Consider the following 14,325-nt stretch of genomic DNA (forward strand, 5'->3'; position numbering starts at 1 on the left):
AGGAGACATTACAGCGCCAGCAGCGCCGCGGCCGAGAGCCTTGGCAAAGGCTCAAGACACTTGGGTGTGCTTGAACACCAGCCATGCAATGCTGCCACAAGCTCCGCCGTCATCCTGAGGTGTGAGGCTTGCGACGCGTTTGCGTCGCAGGCCGAGCCATCGAAGGATGGGCTGCGGGCGCTTGCTGCCCATCCTTCGAGGCGCGCAAGAGCGCGCACCTCAGGATGACGGCTGAGCTTGTAGCGGCGCCGAAGCCCGGATGGGGAATGCCAGCCCCGCATGCCGTTTTCGCTTTCGCTCGCTGAGCGGACATGTCGCTTCGCTCATGCTGGCCACGAATTTATCGACTACAATCACTCTCATGGAACAGAACAGCCTCTACGACCGCCCCGATCTCTACGATTTGATGGCGCCGCGAGATCCGATCCTCGAACGCTTTTATGTCGAGACGGCGCGCGAACGCGGCGGCCGCGTTCTCGACCTTGCGTGCGGCAGCGGTCGCCTGACCATTCCGCTGGCGCGGGCGGGATTTCAGGTCATCGGGGGCGATTTGTCGCCGCAGATGCTCGATCGCGCGCGGAGCCATGCCAAGGCGCAGGCGGTTGAGCTCGACCTGGTCCAGCTGGATATGCGCGATTTCGATCTGAAAGGGCGGACGTTCGACACCATTGTCGTCGCCATGAATTCGGTCCTGCACCTGCATAGCTTCGACGATTTCAAAGGTTTCTTCGAATCGGTCGGCAGACATCTGTCGCCGCAGGGCCGGCTCGTGTTCGACGCCTTCCTGCCCAATATCGCCATGCTCAACGCTGATCCCAACAAGCGCGAGTTGATCGGCACGGTGGTCCACGATGGCCTTGGCGCGATCACCGTCGAGGAGATTGCGAGATACGACCCGCTTACCCAGATCAGGCACGTGGATTGGTACTGGTCGAGCAAGACGGAGAAGGACTTTTGGCAAGCCGCCTTGCCGATGCGCAGCATCTTCCCGCAGGAGATGCCGTTGCTGATAGCTTCGGGCGCCCTGCGCCTCATCGAGCGCTTCGGTGATTTCGATCGCAGCCCGCTGGCGGCGGGAAGCATGCGGCAGATATGCGTCTGCGGCCTTTAGTCGTATAGCCCGGATGAGCGAAGCGATATCCGGGGGCCGCTTCCCCGTATTCCGCTACGCTCTATACGGGCTACAAGGCCGCACCTTGGCACGAGCGCGCATCTCACATACGCTTCGCCCTCAGCCCGCACACAAATCATAACAAGCGAGCATCGAGGAAACCACCATGGAGCAAATCCGCGTCTGCACCCACGCAGGGCCCGGCAGCGAGCCCGTCATCCGCACCGTGCCATGGCCGAGGATCGGCCGCAAAGCCGCGCTGATCAAGGTCGGTGCTTGCGGGGTCTGCGGCACTGATCTGCATATTCTGAAAGGACATTGGCCGAAGCCGCTGCCGTGGCCGTTCACGCTTGGTCACGAGCTCGGCGGTGTCATCGTCGAATGCGGCGACGAATTTTCCGAGGACTTCATGAGCAAGCCGCTCGAGGTCGGCTCCAAGGTGATGATCCCGCCCTTGATGCCGTGCGGGCGCTGCTACTACTGCATCCATTATCCGCAAGTAGCGAACAAATGCCTGACGCCGGTCTATTACGGCCGCTATCTCGGCTTCGACAAGGCGCCGCACCTGTGGGGCGGCTGGGCCGAGTATGTCTATGTCGATCTCGACATGCTGCCGGGCACCAAGATCTACAAGCTGCCCGACGACATGTCGCTGCGGCTGGGGGCGCTGTCCGAGCCGCTGACGTCCTGCATCCGCGCCTTCAATCGCGCGACCCGCGCCGGCGGCTTCAGCTGGGGCGACACCGTGGTGATCCAGGGCTCCGGTCCGATCGGTATCTTGGCGGTCGCCGCCGCCAAGGAGATGGGAGCAGGGCGCGTCATCTGCGTCGGCGCGCCGGAGGAGCCGCGGCTCAAGCTCGCGCGTGAATTCGGCGCAGAGGCGACGGTGAACATCGAGGAGCTCAAGTCGCCGCAGGAGCGCATCGACCGCGTGCGGGAGATCGTCGGCGGCTTCGGGGCCGATCTCGTGATGGACTGCTCGGGCCATCCGACGGCCGGCCCCGAAGGCATCGAGATGCTGCGCGACGGCGGCACCTATGTCGAGATGGGCCAGTTCACCGATGCCGGCTCGATCGACACCTCCTGGCACCGCATCTGCACCAAGGACCTCAACGTGCTGGGATCGTGGGGCTTCACCGGTAACGATCTGCCGCTCGGTGTCGATATGCTCTACCGCACGCGTGACAAATATCCGTGGCTGAAGATGCAGACGATCTATCCGTTCACGGAAGCGGGTGTCGCGCAGGCGGTGAAGGACGCGATGGCGATGAAGACGGTGAAGTCGACTATCGTGCCGTGGCCGGAGCTGGTGGAGTGAGGACATGCAGATCCGGATGAGCCAACGGGTCGGCGCAAAGCGCCGCCCCGATAACAGGCTCCGCGATATCCGGGGAGCTCGTGATTTCCCGCATGTCGCTTCGCTCATGCGGGCTACGCGTCGGAGTTTGGATTGAGCTACGAAATGACAAACGAGCAGACTGCCGACCCAAACCGGCGCTCGGCCTTCCACGCCATTCGCGCAATCGACTACACCGTCATCTTCGTGCGCGACATGGCCGCGATGCGCCGCTTCTACGAGGACGTTCTTGCCTTTCCGCTGCTGCGCGAGCTCTCACCCAACTGGATCGAATACGGCCTGGGCAGCAACACGCTCGCGCTGGCAAGGCCCGGCCGAACTGCGGCTGATGCGCCGGTGCCGCCGGGCAGCGCCTCGCTGCAACTGGCCTTCAAGGTCTCCGCAGCCGAGGTCGATCAATGCGCCGACGAGCTCGTGCGGCAGGGCGTGGCGCTGCTGTCGCCGCCGACCAACCAGTCGTTTGGTCACCGCACACTGTTCTTCCGCGATCCCGACGGCAATTTACTGGAGATCTACGCGGAGATATGAGGGCTCGGACGGTACGAACGTCGAGATTGGGTGACCGCAACACGCCTCTGCAACCCCCGGGCGCGGTGCTCGCCCTTAAGCCATGCAACATAGGCATGGTGATTTCCGGGCTCTTGGCGTAAAGAGCGCCCAGATCAAATCAGCGTGCGGCCGGGCCGTTTGCCGCGCACGCAGCTCAGGTCCGCAGGATCACCGTTCCGCGCCTGAATCAACCAAGGTTCTCCATCTCGTGTCTCTTCCGGCCCTAACCCCGCCGCTCGCCCGCGCTTTGGCCGAGCGGAACTATGATGCTCTGACCCCCGTCCAGCTCGCGGTGCTCGCCCATGAGGCCACTGGCCGCGACCTCTTGGTCTCGGCCCAGACCGGCTCCGGCAAGACCGTCGCTTACGGATTGGCCATCGCCAAGAATCTTCTTAATGATGCCGAGCAGTTCGGACCTGCGGCAGCGCCGCTCGCCTTGATCGTGGCGCCGACCCGCGAGCTCGCGCTTCAGGTTCAGCGCGAGCTGGCCTGGCTGTATGGGCATGCAGGCGGGCGCGTCGTCTCCTGTGTCGGTGGCATGGATCCGCGGCGCGAGCAGCGTGAGCTGGCGGCCGGCGCGCACATCGTCGTCGGCACGCCCGGGCGGCTGTGCGATCATCTGCGGCGCGGCCGCCTCGATATCTCCGAACTCGCCGCGGTCGTGCTCGACGAGGCCGACGAGATGCTCAATCTCGGCTTTCGCGAAGACATGGAGTTCATCCTCGAGACCACGCCGGAGACGCGCCGCACCTTGCTGTTCTCGGCGACCTTTCCGCGCGGCATCGTCGCGCTGGCGAGGCAATATCAGCGCGACGCATTCCGGATCGAGGTCGCCGGTGACGAGGGCGGTCACGCCGATATCGAATATCGTGCGATCCGTATCGCACCCGCCGACGTCGAGCATGCCGTCGTCAACGTGCTGCGTTTCTACGAGGCACCGAGTGCGCTCGTGTTCTGCAGCACGCGCGATGCCGTCAGGCATTTGCAGGCCGCGCTCCTGGAACGCGGTTTCTCTGTGGTCGCGCTGTCGGGCGAGTTGACGCAGAACGAACGCACCCTGGCGCTGCAATCGCTGCGGGACGGACGCGCCCGCGTCTGCGTCGCGACCGACGTTGCCGCCCGCGGCATCGATCTGCCGAGCCTCGACCTCGTCATCCATGCGGACCTGCCCAACGACGCCGAAGTCATGCAGCATCGCTCCGGCCGCACCGGGCGCGCGGGCCGGAAGGGGACGAGCGTTCTCCTGGTTCCGCCGGCACGTCGTCGACGCGCCGAGTTGCTGCTCAATCTTTCAGGTATCGACGCGGTCTGGGGCACCGCGCCGCAGGCGGATGAGATCCGCAAGCTCGATCACGAGCGCATGAAGGACGTGCTGTTCACCGAGGAGACCACCGCCGACGACCTGGCTCTCGCGCAGGCCTTGCTGGCCGAGCGATCGCCCGAGGACATCGCCGCCGCGCTTGCGCGGCTCTATCGCGCGCGGCTGCCGTCGCCGGAGGACATCATCGATCCCGGCGAGCGGACCGGCCGGCCGCGCGAAGAGCGCGGTCGCGACAGGTTTGAAGGTAGTGACGATCGTCCGGCCAAGCCCCGATCGAAGCCGGGAAAAGCGTCGTCGAAACACGGCATGGCGGAGGCCAGCGTCTGGTTCCGCGCCGCGATCGGGCGGCGCAAGAATGCGGAAGCACGCTGGCTGCTGCCGATGATCTGCCGCCGCGGCGGCATCGACAAGCGCGACATCGGCGCCATCAAGATCATGGACACCACCACCGAGTTCGAGATTTCCGAGCGGGTCGCGGATTCGTTCGCCGCCAGGATCAAGCGTCCCGACAAGGAAGACAGCATCCGTATCGAGCCGATGGCGGATGCTCCACAACGGCAGGCGCCGTCGGAGGAGCGGTCACACGCGCCGCGTCGCGAGAGGGGCGATGGCGATCATCGCGAACACCGTGACGAGCGCCCGCGCGAGGCACGTGAATTCAAACCACGCGGCAAACCGCTCGGCGAGCGCGGACCGAGATTCGACGATGCGCCGGCCTTTGGAAAGAAAAAGAAGCATCGCGACAAGCAGGCCCGCGCGGAGCCGTTGGTCACGCCGTGGCCCGTGAAGGGCGCACCGGGAAAGAAGGCGAAGAAGAAAAAGCATCGCGGCTGAACCGCCGCCGTTCGGGAAGGACAGCAATGATGCCGCCGGATTGCACCGGCGACATCATCTGTGGTCAGGTGGGCTCAGCGACCGCCACCGCCACCGCCTCCGCCGCCACCGCCGGCATCGCGCATGGACGAGCTGTAGCGGGGATCGGTCTGCTTCATGTAGGTGGGCGAGGTGTCGCGGTGGATTACGGTGGTGGGTTTTCTGCCGACGTTCGGCGTCTCGATCAGGACGCCGCAGCCTTCGAAAAAGGCGGTGTCGCAGCCATAGGTGCGGTACTGCGCCGCATTGGCGCTGGTCGCGGTGAACGCGGCCGTCGCAACGCATGCAAGAAGAGCAACTTTCGACAATGTGAGCTTCATGGACAATTCTCCAGCCTCGGTTCGGCGAGACCGGAACGGCTCGCACATCCCTTCGACGGAGGCTGATCCAAGCCGGTTCGAGACGGCGGTTTCACGCCCGCGTGAGCCGGCAGTCGGGGAGGGACGTTACGTCGCAGCGAGGTCGCGCAGCATATAGGTCGCGCCTTCGCCGTAGGAGGCGAGCTTTGCACGCAGCTCCGCATCCGCGGTGACGGCCCGAAAGCCGAGACGTTCCCACCGCGGCCGCGTGGCGTAGACCGAGACCAGTGCGAGCGTCGCGATGTGTGAAGCGCGCGCCAGCTGCTCGATATCAGCCACATAATCGCGCGCAACGCCGCCGCGAAAACCGGCCAATACGGCGACGTCGTGCAGGTAGAGGCAACCGGCGCGATCGGGCAATTCTTGCAGAAAGCTGTCGAGCGGCGGAATCCGGTACCGCATCCAGGGATGCGCCAGCCCGTAGCCGACGATGCCTTCATCCGCGCCGAGCACGCGGCAGCCGTCCGGGTAGAGCCGCATCTTCTCCGCGAACACCTCGGCGCGTTCAGGCAGCGCAGGATGGATGCGTGCCGCAATCGCGCTGATCGCGGGCAGGTCGGAGGTACGCGCGGGACGCCAATGCGTCTTGCTCATGTCGATCCGTGTTCCGTCTGGGTTGGTCAAGTCTATTCCGCTGCGTTGACGTGCCGCTATCTCGGATATTCGAGCTGCATCGCGACGAAGTCCGCCGTGCGCGCCCCGTAGCGCGCATCGATGGCGTGCAAGGTCTGGTCCAGCGCTCGCGCCGGCGGCAAGTCGACGGCGGCCGGCGGCGTCAGCTTTGCCGGCCAGTCGGCAGCGACCTCGTCCGGCAGGATGCGAAGATCACCGCGGCTGGTCTGCGCCTCTGCCGTGGGCGCGAAGGTGAGAGCGCGCGAGCGATAGGTGCGCGACCACGCATCGGCGACAAGCGCAAGCGACACCTCGTCGACGTCAGGCGTCAGCGCGATTCCGAGTTGCTCGCGGTTCCAGAATGCGAGCTTGTTGACGATCGCCGTCAGCGCGAAGGAGCGTGTGAACTGGAACGCCTCGCTGCGGTGGCGCGCATCCCATTGCGCAACACCGATCTCGCGGGCGACCGCCTCCGCCTTGGCGCGGCCGGCGATGGCCTCGACCAGGGTCAGGGCCATCGGCATGGATGCGGTGATGCCGGTCGTCGTCGCAACGCCGCGGTCGACCACCAGCCTGCGATCCGCGACATAGCGGATCGCAGAATGCTTTTGCAGATCGCGCACGGAATACCAGTGCGTGGTGGCCTGCCGGCCATCGAGCAGCCCGGTGTTGGCGACGACCTTGGCACCGACGCAGACGCCGATGACGATCGCACCCTTGCCGGCCTGGCTTCTGATCCACTGCAAGGCCACGGCGTCGTCTTCGCGGCTCATCGCGGGCACGATCACGTAATCGGCGCCGTCGGGATGGGCCGCATCGAACTCGGCAATGGTCGCGTGCGGCTGCACTTTCAGCGCGGGATAGAGAGAGACGGGGCCGGGCTGCGTCGCCAATGTGAGGACGTCGGCGATTTCAGCGCGCACGAGGATGCCGTACGGCATCAGATAGTCGGTCGTCTCGCTCATGTCGTTGATGCCGACGATGGCGATCAGCGGACGTTTGCGCTTCGGCGGCTTCAGCGCCGCAAGCGTCGCCTCGGCCTCGTCTTTGGATATCGCAGGCGCGGTTCCCGGAGCCGGCGCGCCAGGCAGCAGGAACAACCAGGTTGCGCCGATGACCGCCAGCAACGCCACGCAGCCGACGCCGCTCAACGCCAGTATGCGCCATGTCATGATGATGTCACCCGATCCTCGTTGCTTCACGCGAGGCGGAAGCTAGCCGTTGGCAACGACATCGGGAATGACGCAGATCCGGCAAAAACGGCCATCCGCATGCGCGTTGATTTGTCGAAGGGCGGAGACTACCTCAGCCCCTCATATACCATCAGCCCGCGTGCGACCTGCAATTTCCGAATGGCGCGCGGCAAGAGTTTCTCGGGCTGGTGCAGATAGCGCCAGGAGGTGAGGGTGAAGGCGGAAAGCGTGCCGCATTCGTCCTCGAACGGCGCGAGCACGCCGGTTACGCTCACCGGTGTGTGCGGACGGGCGTTGAAGGGAAGCAGCAGCAGTTCGAGATGCGCCTTGCTGCCATCCGCGCGCGCCGCGGTGACGCCGGCGATCGCACCCAGCGTCTCGTCGGCGACGATCGTCGTGATCTCCTCGATCTCGCTGCGGCTCTCATCGGCGAACAGCGCCGCAAAGCTCTGCTCCTTGAGGTCTGTTCCTGCCAGCGCGCAGACGCGCGTGCCGGCGACGCGAAACGGGAAGCCGAAGTTTGGCTCACAGGACAGCACGAAAATGTCACCGAGCAGTCCGCGGACAGCAGCCGGATCGATGTCGGCCCGGTCAGGGGCCCGCGCAGTGCCGCGCTTCTTGTCCCAATACGCGAAGAACGCGCGGCTCGACGGATGTTTCATGACTGAACGCTCGCCCCGGGACGCAACCTCGAAGGGACAAACCTGTCCCGCTTCAGTGCACCCGCGATCCCTTCTGCTGTTGTGCAGGAGGGGATTTGCAGCGTCCATGCCGCAGCGGTGTTTTCTGCCCTCTTGTGCCTGTCTTTGCGTCGTTAACGTTAAATTAACTATGCGCTTGGTGTCGGCCGCGCGCCTGCTATGGTGACCGCGGTCGCAAGCCTCGCCGCTTTTTCTCCAGGTTCTCGGCGGGGCCTGTACTTAGGGCGTCAAACAGTTTGGTCACGGGTCGCGGGGAGGGGTGGGGATACGCCTTATCTCTCCGGCCACCGGAAGACCGGCACGGACAGGCAGGGCTTTCCCAGAGCCCTGCCTTTTCCTTTTTCGGCCATCAGCTCTCATGCCCCGGACGCGGCGCAGCACGTCTTCAGTGATGCGCTGCAGAGCCGGGGCCGATTGCGAACTCGCCGAAGAAGAGCTGGGTCCCGGCTCGGCGGCGCGTCACTTCGTGCCGCGCCTTGTCCGGGACACGAGACCGATCCGGACGCGAGTTGTCCGTGTCCCGGACGCGCTGCAGCGCCTTCAGCGCTGCTGCGCAGAGCCGGGACCCAGTCAGCTAGCCAGAGCGTTCAGTTCATCCGTCAGGTCCCGCCAGTCCGGGTTGAGGTCCTCGATCAGCTTCAGCTTCCAGGCACGCCGCCATCGCTTCAGCGAATGCTCGCGTGCCCGTGCTTCGAGAATAGACTCATAAGTCTCGAAATAGACGAGCAGAGTGACTCCGTACTGTTTCGTGAACCCAGGCACCAGCTTGGCCTTGTGTGCGGCCATTCGGCGGGCGAGGTCGTTGGTCACGCCCACGTAGAGGGTGCCGTTTCGTTTGCTTGCGAGGATGTAGACGAAGAAGGCGGTTTGCATCGGCGACGCCGGGAGGTGGAACTATCTAAAATTGCATGGTTTGAGCTTGCCGCCAACTGGGGTCCCGGCTCGGCGGCGCGTCACTTTCGTGCCGCGCCTTGTCCGGGACACGAGATGAATCCGGCTGACAGCCATCCGTGCCCGGACCCAGCGCAGCACTCCTTCCGCGATGCGCTGCAGAGCCGGGGCCCGGTACCCCCGTCCGGGTCAAATTCGACTCCGCGCGATTTCCTTTTGTGCACTTGCGCAGGGACGGTAAAGGCGACTATTTCCAATCTAATCGCTCCGATCGCGCCCGAAAGCGAAGCTGCCTTGGATTCCCCGCAAGATTCGTCCCCGAACGTGCCGGCCGTTGTTGAGGAGGCTCCGCGCGAGCCGATCCTGACGCTGCCTCCGGCGCTGACCGCCTATATCGCCCTGCTGGCGGTGATCCATCTGCGGGTGCTGCTGCCGCCGGAGCTCGAGAACTGGACCATCGACGTCTTCGGCTTCATCCCGAAGCGCTACGATTCCTCGCTGCTCAATTTGCAGATTCCGGGCGGAGCGGGCGCGAAGGTCTGGACTTTCGTCACCTATTCGCTGCTGCACGCCAATCTCACCCATCTCGGCTTCAACGTGCTGTGGCTGCTGCCGTTCGGCAGCGCGCTGGCGCGGCGCTTCGGCACGGTCAGGTTCTTCGTCTTCCTGGCGGTGACGGCGGCGGCCGGCGCGCTCGCCCATCTCGTCACCCATGAGCATGCGGTGGCGCCGATGATCGGCGCTTCGGCCTCGGTGTCGGGTGCGATGGCCGCCGCAATCCGCTTTGCCTTCGCCCGCGGCAGCTTCCTGTCGTTCAGCCGATCGGATGCCGATACCGCCGCGAAGGTTCCCGCGCTGCCGCTGTCGCGTGCGCTGCGCGACGGCCGGGTGGTCGGCTTCCTCGCAGTTTGGTTCGGCGTCAACATCATCTTCGGCGTCGGCGCGATCGGGATCGATGCCGAGACCACCAGCGTTGCATGGCAGGCGCATATGGGCGGCTTCTTCGCCGGCCTGTTGTTGTTCGCGCTGTTCGATCCCGTGCCGCGCGTGCGAAGCGATGCTGCGGATGCGTCGTCACGGGACGTTTCCGACCGCGTTTGACGCGGTGCTTGCGGGGCGGCCCGAATTCATCCATCATTCCCTGGAAGAATGTTCCGAAGCGACAAGCCCATAGAGGCAGCGCTTCGACAAGCGCGCGAGCGTGAAACCCGCGCCAAAACTGTTAGTTGAAGACTCGCGAACAAGCCCGGGCCGCCAAAGGCGGACGGCTTCGATTCAGGGAGGCGGCAATGACGGTACGTTCTATTCTCAACACCAAGGGCCACCAGATCACGAGCGTCGAGCCCGACGTCAAGCTGTCGGCCGCGATCAAGCTGCTCGGTGAGAAGAAGATCGGCGCGGTGCTGGTGATGAACCAGAGCCGGCTGGAAGGCATCCTGTCCGAGCGCGACATCGTGCGCGTGCTCGGCGAGCGCGGCGCCGGCGTGCTGGAGGAGCCGGTCTCGGAGGTCATGACCCGCAAGGTCGTGACCTGCAAGGAGACCGACACCGGTGGCCGAGCTCATGGAGATGATGACAACAGGCAAGTTTCGCCATCTGCCCGTGATCGAGAACGGCAAGGTGGTCGGCCTGATCTCGATCGGCGACATCGTCAAGCGCCGCGTCCAGGAATATGAGGCCGAGCAGGAAGCCCTGCGCGACTACATCAAGACGGCCTGACGGACCTCACGCTTCCGCCTTACTCGCCTGCTTTGGGCGCGTGGCCTGCGGGCGCCGGCGCGAGCGCCTCGATCGCCTCCTGGATCGACTCCAGCGCGCGCTCGGCGGCGCGCGTGCCATGGGCGATCAGGTCCTCGGCGCGGTGGAAATCGAACCAGCCGAAATGGCCGACCCGCGGCGTGATCAACATATCGGGCGGATCGCCGGCAAGGCGCGCGCGGGTGATACGGTCCTGCATGATGTTGAAGGCATCGACCATCACCGAGGAGATGCCCGGCCGTCCGCCGCCGCCGAAGAACTCGCGCTTCATGGTCTTCTCGGGCGAGAACAGGCGCGGAAAGCGGCGCTTGGTCGTCGTCGCCTCGGCCTCGGGTGCGGCCGTGGCGGGCGCAGCGCCATGCGCATGGATCGTCGTGGAGTGGGTGAAGACGTCGCTGGAAAGATTTGCGGCGATGACGATTTCGGCGCCGAGCGCCCGGGCGGCCGAGACCGGCACCGGATTGACCAGCGTGCCGTCGACCAGCCAGCGGTCGCCGATCAAGACCGGTGAGAAGATGCCGGGCAGGGCGTAGGACGCCCGCATCGCGTCGACCATGCGGCCGCGCGTCAGCCAGATCTCGTGGCCGGTGCGGACCTCGGTCGCAACAGCGGCGAACTTGACGGGGAGGTCCTCGATCAGGGTCTGGCCGATCGCCTTCTCGAGCCGGGTTGCGAGCTTCTCACCGCCGATCAGGCCGGACCCGTTGAGGCGGATGTCGAGATAGCCGAGGATATTGCGCATGCCCTGCAGGCTGCGTCCCCAGTCTTCCAGCGTGTCGAGCCGGCCGGCCGCATAGACGCCGCCGACCACGGCGCCGATCGAGGTGCCGACCACGACGTCGGGCACGATGCCGTTGGCAATCAGGGTCCTCAGGATCCCGATATGGGCAAAGCCGCGCGCCGCGCCGCCGCCGAGTGCGAGGCCAATGACCGGCCGGCGGATGCTGCCGAGACCAACCTTCTCACCGTTCGAGCCGTTCGCGCTCCGACCTTTCAAGATGTCCAGCACCGAAACTCTCCTACGCCGGGCCAGCCCCAACCAATCACCAGACTAGGGACCGTTCCTGAACTCCGCCATTTCAGGGGCGAAGCATGGTTTATGCCGCTTTGGGAAGCGCACAGGGCAGGAGTATGGCGATGGACGGTTGCTCAAGAGATAATCACGCAGGCGTCAACCCGGTTCCAGGAACTAGGGGGCCATAAGACAGGCCGTATTTCTTTGGGGTTTCAGAGGCTTGAATTTGCCGCGTTTTCGGTGAAAAGCAGGGAACATGACACGCGGGGGTGACGGCATCATCGGATGGCGGCGCAGCGGCAGGCTGCTGCCGGCGCTGATCCTTGCCGCGTGCCTCGTGATCTCGGGCCAAAATGCTGCGCAGGCGCAGCTTTTCTCCGATCGCCCGCCGCCGGTGCCGCCGGCATCGGTGCCCGACCCCGGCGGCGCTGTCAGCCTGGCACCGCCCTCCGGGCCGGGCGCGGGACCCCCGAGCCTGCCGCCGACGCTGATGCAGCCCGCTACGCCCAGCATGCCGCCGCCCGCAGTCACGACCGTGCCGACGGCCGCTCCGCTGAATGCGGCCGTGCCCGGACAGGGCGTGCTGTCGCTGACGGCGAAATACGGCAAGGACTCGGCCCCCATTACCAGCGGCTTGGTCTGGCGCGTGTTCGCCGACCGTCCCGACGAGAACGGCACTTTCAAGCTGATCCGCGAGGATCGCAGCGCCACGCCCAACATCGTGCTGCCGCCCGGCAACTACGTCGTCCACGTCGCCTTCGGCCTCGTCAGCGCGGTGCGCACCGTCAGCCTGAAAGCCGAGACCGACCGCGAATCTTTCGTGCTGCCGGCCGGCGGCCTGCGGATCGAGGGCCGGGTCGGCACCAGCCGCATTCCGCAGAATCAGATCTCGTTTGCGATCTACAAGGGCAGCCAGTTCGAGTCCGGCGAGCGCGCCTCGCTGGTGCCGAACGTCGCCGCCGGCGACGTCGTGCTGATCCCGGAGGGCACCTACTACATCGTCTCCAACTATGGCGACGCCAATTCGGTGGTGCGCTCGGACATCCGTGTCCAGGCCGGCAAGCTCACCGACGTCACCATCACCCACCGCGCCGCGGTGATCACGCTCAAGCTCGTCAGCGACAGGGGCGGCGAGGCGCTCGCCAACACCGCCTGGTCAGTGCTGACCCCGGGCGGCGACGTCATCAAGGAATCGATCGGCGCCTTCCCCCGCGTCGTGCTCTCCGAAGGCGAATACCGCGCCATCGCCAAGAACGAGGGCAAGGTCTACGAGCGCGGCTTCAACGTCGTCAACGGCGTCGACGGCGAAGTCGAGGTCGTCGCGCGCTAAGGCCCGGGTGGCCGGTGCCGCCCGCAGCGAGAGGTTCGGCACGACAATTCTCATCGCGCGCAAGAATGTGCATCTTCTATTACCGTCGCCTTCAGCCGGTTTCTGCCAAGTAACCGTCCGCCACTCTCCTGTATTCTGTCTTGAATACTGGTAGCGCCATCAGTCGCCTGCAGGGGCCAAGACACCGGCGGCATCGGCTTATTCCAGCAGCGGCGCGTCTCGCTCACGACGGTGGACGATACGTATTTCCGATAATCAATCTTGTTCTCTTTCCATCCTGCTGCGCTATATGTCGGGCGTCCGTCCAACGGGGAAGCCGGAGCAGGCGCATGCCTTGCAAGACCGGCACGGAGCAGGGGACCAGGCTCGTCGGCATGTTCGAAGTGATCCTCACCAGGCGCAAGCGGTTTGGCTGGCGGTGGCAGGTGTGCGACCAGTCCGGCAAGATATTTGCCGACGGCTTCGAGCGCACGCGTCCGTCCGCCAAATATCAAGGCGAGCGCGCGTTGTTCTTCCTGTTGTCCCAGGCCTATTTGCGCAACCGCTCGGCGGCGTCGAGCGAGGATTAGCGGCGGGCACAACTCCATAACCCGGATGAAGCGGAAGCGCGATCCGGGTTCGGTGCTACGCGGGCAGTCGTGCGGTGCGGATGGTCCGGCCCCGGATTACGCTGCGCTCCATCCGGGCTACAAGGCCTTGCGTCGTCCGACGGGCAAAACACTCAATTTATGGGTCAACGGACTCGGCCGAAAATATTCCACTTTACCGAAATTCGGAAACGGCGTATGTGTCGCCGCAACCCGGCCCAAGGAAGAGGGGCGCATCGCGATCGTCACGAACGCGGGCCGGGCGGCGGTGGACGTGGGTTGCACCGGCGCGAAAAGCTTCGCAGGGCGGGCAACCGTGAGCGAAGACCTCGCGCCAACGACAGGTGTGGTTTGCGTACGGCGAAATCGTGTGGTCCTGGCGCCCGGGGTCTGTGCGCCAAGTCTTGCGGTGATGTGTGTTGCCCGACCAGGCGAGCGCATCAGCCATCCGCAAGTCGACGGGGGCAATAGTGCATCGCTCCCCGGGGAGAGCACGACATAAGCCGTAAAACCACTGCGCAGGGAAGGCCGGGATGTCTCCGGTTGCCCTGTTACTCGCTGTGCTTGTAGCGCACGCAGTTTGCGTTTCGCATGGCGGTCGATGGGAGCCAACCGGCACCCGGTCTTCCCTGCGCCCTCTTTCATGTGAGGTTGAGGCGACAAGCAAA

At 65.1% G+C, this 14,325-nt stretch carries 13 protein-coding genes and 1 pseudogene; 8 read left to right on the forward strand and 6 right to left on the reverse strand.

What is annotated here, in order from left to right; translation table 11 throughout:
• The first annotated feature begins 361 nt into the window (after positions 1-361).
• From ACVIIV_RS20930 to ACVIIV_RS20945, 4 genes are all read left to right on the forward strand, one after another.
• Positions 362-1,111, forward strand: a complete 750-nt coding sequence (locus ACVIIV_RS20930) for a class I SAM-dependent methyltransferase (protein ID WP_456745853.1) — start codon at positions 362-364, stop codon at positions 1,109-1,111.
• 166 nt (positions 1,112-1,277) lie between these two features.
• Complete coding sequence (locus ACVIIV_RS20935; protein ID WP_456745854.1) at positions 1,278-2,429, forward strand: zinc-binding dehydrogenase; 1,152 nt, start codon at positions 1,278-1,280, stop codon at positions 2,427-2,429.
• Positions 2,430-2,573: 144 nt separating this feature from the next.
• Positions 2,574-2,996: a VOC family protein gene (locus tag ACVIIV_RS20940; RefSeq protein WP_456745855.1), complete on the forward strand. Its 423-nt coding sequence runs from the start codon at positions 2,574-2,576 to the stop codon at positions 2,994-2,996.
• 229 nt (positions 2,997-3,225) lie between these two features.
• Positions 3,226-5,172 carry a DEAD/DEAH box helicase gene (locus ACVIIV_RS20945; protein ID WP_456745856.1) on the forward strand — a complete coding sequence of 649 codons (1,947 nt, stop codon included), beginning with the start codon at positions 3,226-3,228 and terminating at the stop codon, positions 5,170-5,172.
• 74 nt (positions 5,173-5,246) lie between these two features.
• Here ACVIIV_RS20945 and ACVIIV_RS20950 read toward each other — a convergent pair whose 3' ends face one another.
• From ACVIIV_RS20950 to ACVIIV_RS20970, 5 genes are all read right to left on the reverse strand, one after another.
• The gene (locus ACVIIV_RS20950; protein WP_456745857.1) at positions 5,247-5,531 is read right to left on the reverse strand and encodes a hypothetical protein; all 285 of its coding nucleotides are present in this window, start codon (positions 5,529-5,531) and stop codon (positions 5,247-5,249) included.
• 126 nt (positions 5,532-5,657) lie between these two features.
• The gene (locus ACVIIV_RS20955; RefSeq protein ID WP_456745858.1) at positions 5,658-6,164 is read right to left on the reverse strand and encodes a GNAT family N-acetyltransferase; all 507 of its coding nucleotides are present in this window, start codon (positions 6,162-6,164) and stop codon (positions 5,658-5,660) included.
• Between the two features lie 56 nt (positions 6,165-6,220).
• Positions 6,221-7,354 (reverse strand): DJ-1/PfpI family protein, encoded by a 1,134-nt coding sequence (locus ACVIIV_RS20960; RefSeq protein WP_456745859.1) that lies wholly within the window; start codon positions 7,352-7,354, stop codon positions 6,221-6,223.
• Positions 7,355-7,482: 128 nt separating this feature from the next.
• Complete coding sequence (locus tag ACVIIV_RS20965; protein ID WP_456745860.1) at positions 7,483-8,037, reverse strand: PAS domain-containing protein; 555 nt, start codon at positions 8,035-8,037, stop codon at positions 7,483-7,485.
• Positions 8,038-8,646: 609 nt separating this feature from the next.
• Positions 8,647-8,949 carry a GIY-YIG nuclease family protein gene (locus ACVIIV_RS20970; RefSeq protein WP_456745861.1) on the reverse strand — a complete coding sequence of 101 codons (303 nt, stop codon included), beginning with the start codon at positions 8,947-8,949 and terminating at the stop codon, positions 8,647-8,649.
• Between the two features lie 342 nt (positions 8,950-9,291).
• Between ACVIIV_RS20970 and ACVIIV_RS20975 the strand changes: the two genes are divergently transcribed.
• Together ACVIIV_RS20975 and ACVIIV_RS20980 are read left to right on the forward strand one after the other, a co-directional pair.
• On the forward strand, positions 9,292-10,068 hold the full coding sequence (locus ACVIIV_RS20975; protein WP_456745862.1) for a rhomboid family intramembrane serine protease: 777 nt from the start codon (positions 9,292-9,294) through the stop codon (positions 10,066-10,068).
• 188 nt (positions 10,069-10,256) lie between these two features.
• A pseudogene (locus ACVIIV_RS20980) lies at positions 10,257-10,686 on the forward strand (CBS domain-containing protein).
• Positions 10,687-10,705: 19 nt separating this feature from the next.
• On the opposite strand, the gene ACVIIV_RS20985 reads toward ACVIIV_RS20980, so the two are convergent.
• Positions 10,706-11,734 carry a patatin-like phospholipase family protein gene (locus ACVIIV_RS20985; protein WP_456745863.1) on the reverse strand — a complete coding sequence of 343 codons (1,029 nt, stop codon included), beginning with the start codon at positions 11,732-11,734 and terminating at the stop codon, positions 10,706-10,708.
• Between the two features lie 262 nt (positions 11,735-11,996).
• Between ACVIIV_RS20985 and ACVIIV_RS20990 the strand changes: the two genes are divergently transcribed.
• Both ACVIIV_RS20990 and ACVIIV_RS20995 read left to right on the forward strand, forming a co-directional pair.
• The gene (locus ACVIIV_RS20990; protein WP_456745864.1) at positions 11,997-13,070 is read left to right on the forward strand and encodes a hypothetical protein; all 1,074 of its coding nucleotides are present in this window, start codon (positions 11,997-11,999) and stop codon (positions 13,068-13,070) included.
• 329 nt (positions 13,071-13,399) lie between these two features.
• Positions 13,400-13,639 carry a hypothetical protein gene (locus ACVIIV_RS20995; RefSeq protein ID WP_456745865.1) on the forward strand — a complete coding sequence of 80 codons (240 nt, stop codon included), beginning with the start codon at positions 13,400-13,402 and terminating at the stop codon, positions 13,637-13,639.
• The last annotated feature ends 686 nt before the right edge of the window (positions 13,640-14,325 follow it).

The organism is Bradyrhizobium sp. USDA 4354, assembly GCF_054060315.1.

Bases quoted from the DNA above. Each gene is read 5' to 3' on its own strand.
- ACVIIV_RS20935 (WP_456745854.1), top strand. From the start codon at position 1,278: ATGGAGCAAATCCGCGTCTGCACCCACGCAGGGCCCGGCAGCGAGCCC.
- ACVIIV_RS20965 (WP_456745860.1), bottom strand. From the start codon at position 8,037: ATGAAACATCCGTCGAGCCGCGCGTTCTTCGCGTATTGGGACAAGAAG.
- ACVIIV_RS20955 (WP_456745858.1), bottom strand. From the start codon at position 6,164: ATGAGCAAGACGCATTGGCGTCCCGCGCGTACCTCCGACCTGCCCGCG.
- ACVIIV_RS20995 (WP_456745865.1), top strand. From the start codon at position 13,400: ATGCCTTGCAAGACCGGCACGGAGCAGGGGACCAGGCTCGTCGGCATG.
- ACVIIV_RS20990 (WP_456745864.1), top strand. From the start codon at position 11,997: ATGACACGCGGGGGTGACGGCATCATCGGATGGCGGCGCAGCGGCAGG.
- ACVIIV_RS20950 (WP_456745857.1), bottom strand. From the start codon at position 5,531: ATGAAGCTCACATTGTCGAAAGTTGCTCTTCTTGCATGCGTTGCGACG.
- ACVIIV_RS20960 (WP_456745859.1), bottom strand. From the start codon at position 7,354: ATGACATGGCGCATACTGGCGTTGAGCGGCGTCGGCTGCGTGGCGTTG.
- ACVIIV_RS20930 (WP_456745853.1), top strand. From the start codon at position 362: ATGGAACAGAACAGCCTCTACGACCGCCCCGATCTCTACGATTTGATG.
- ACVIIV_RS20940 (WP_456745855.1), top strand. From the start codon at position 2,574: ATGACAAACGAGCAGACTGCCGACCCAAACCGGCGCTCGGCCTTCCAC.
- ACVIIV_RS20970 (WP_456745861.1), bottom strand. From the start codon at position 8,949: ATGCAAACCGCCTTCTTCGTCTACATCCTCGCAAGCAAACGAAACGGC.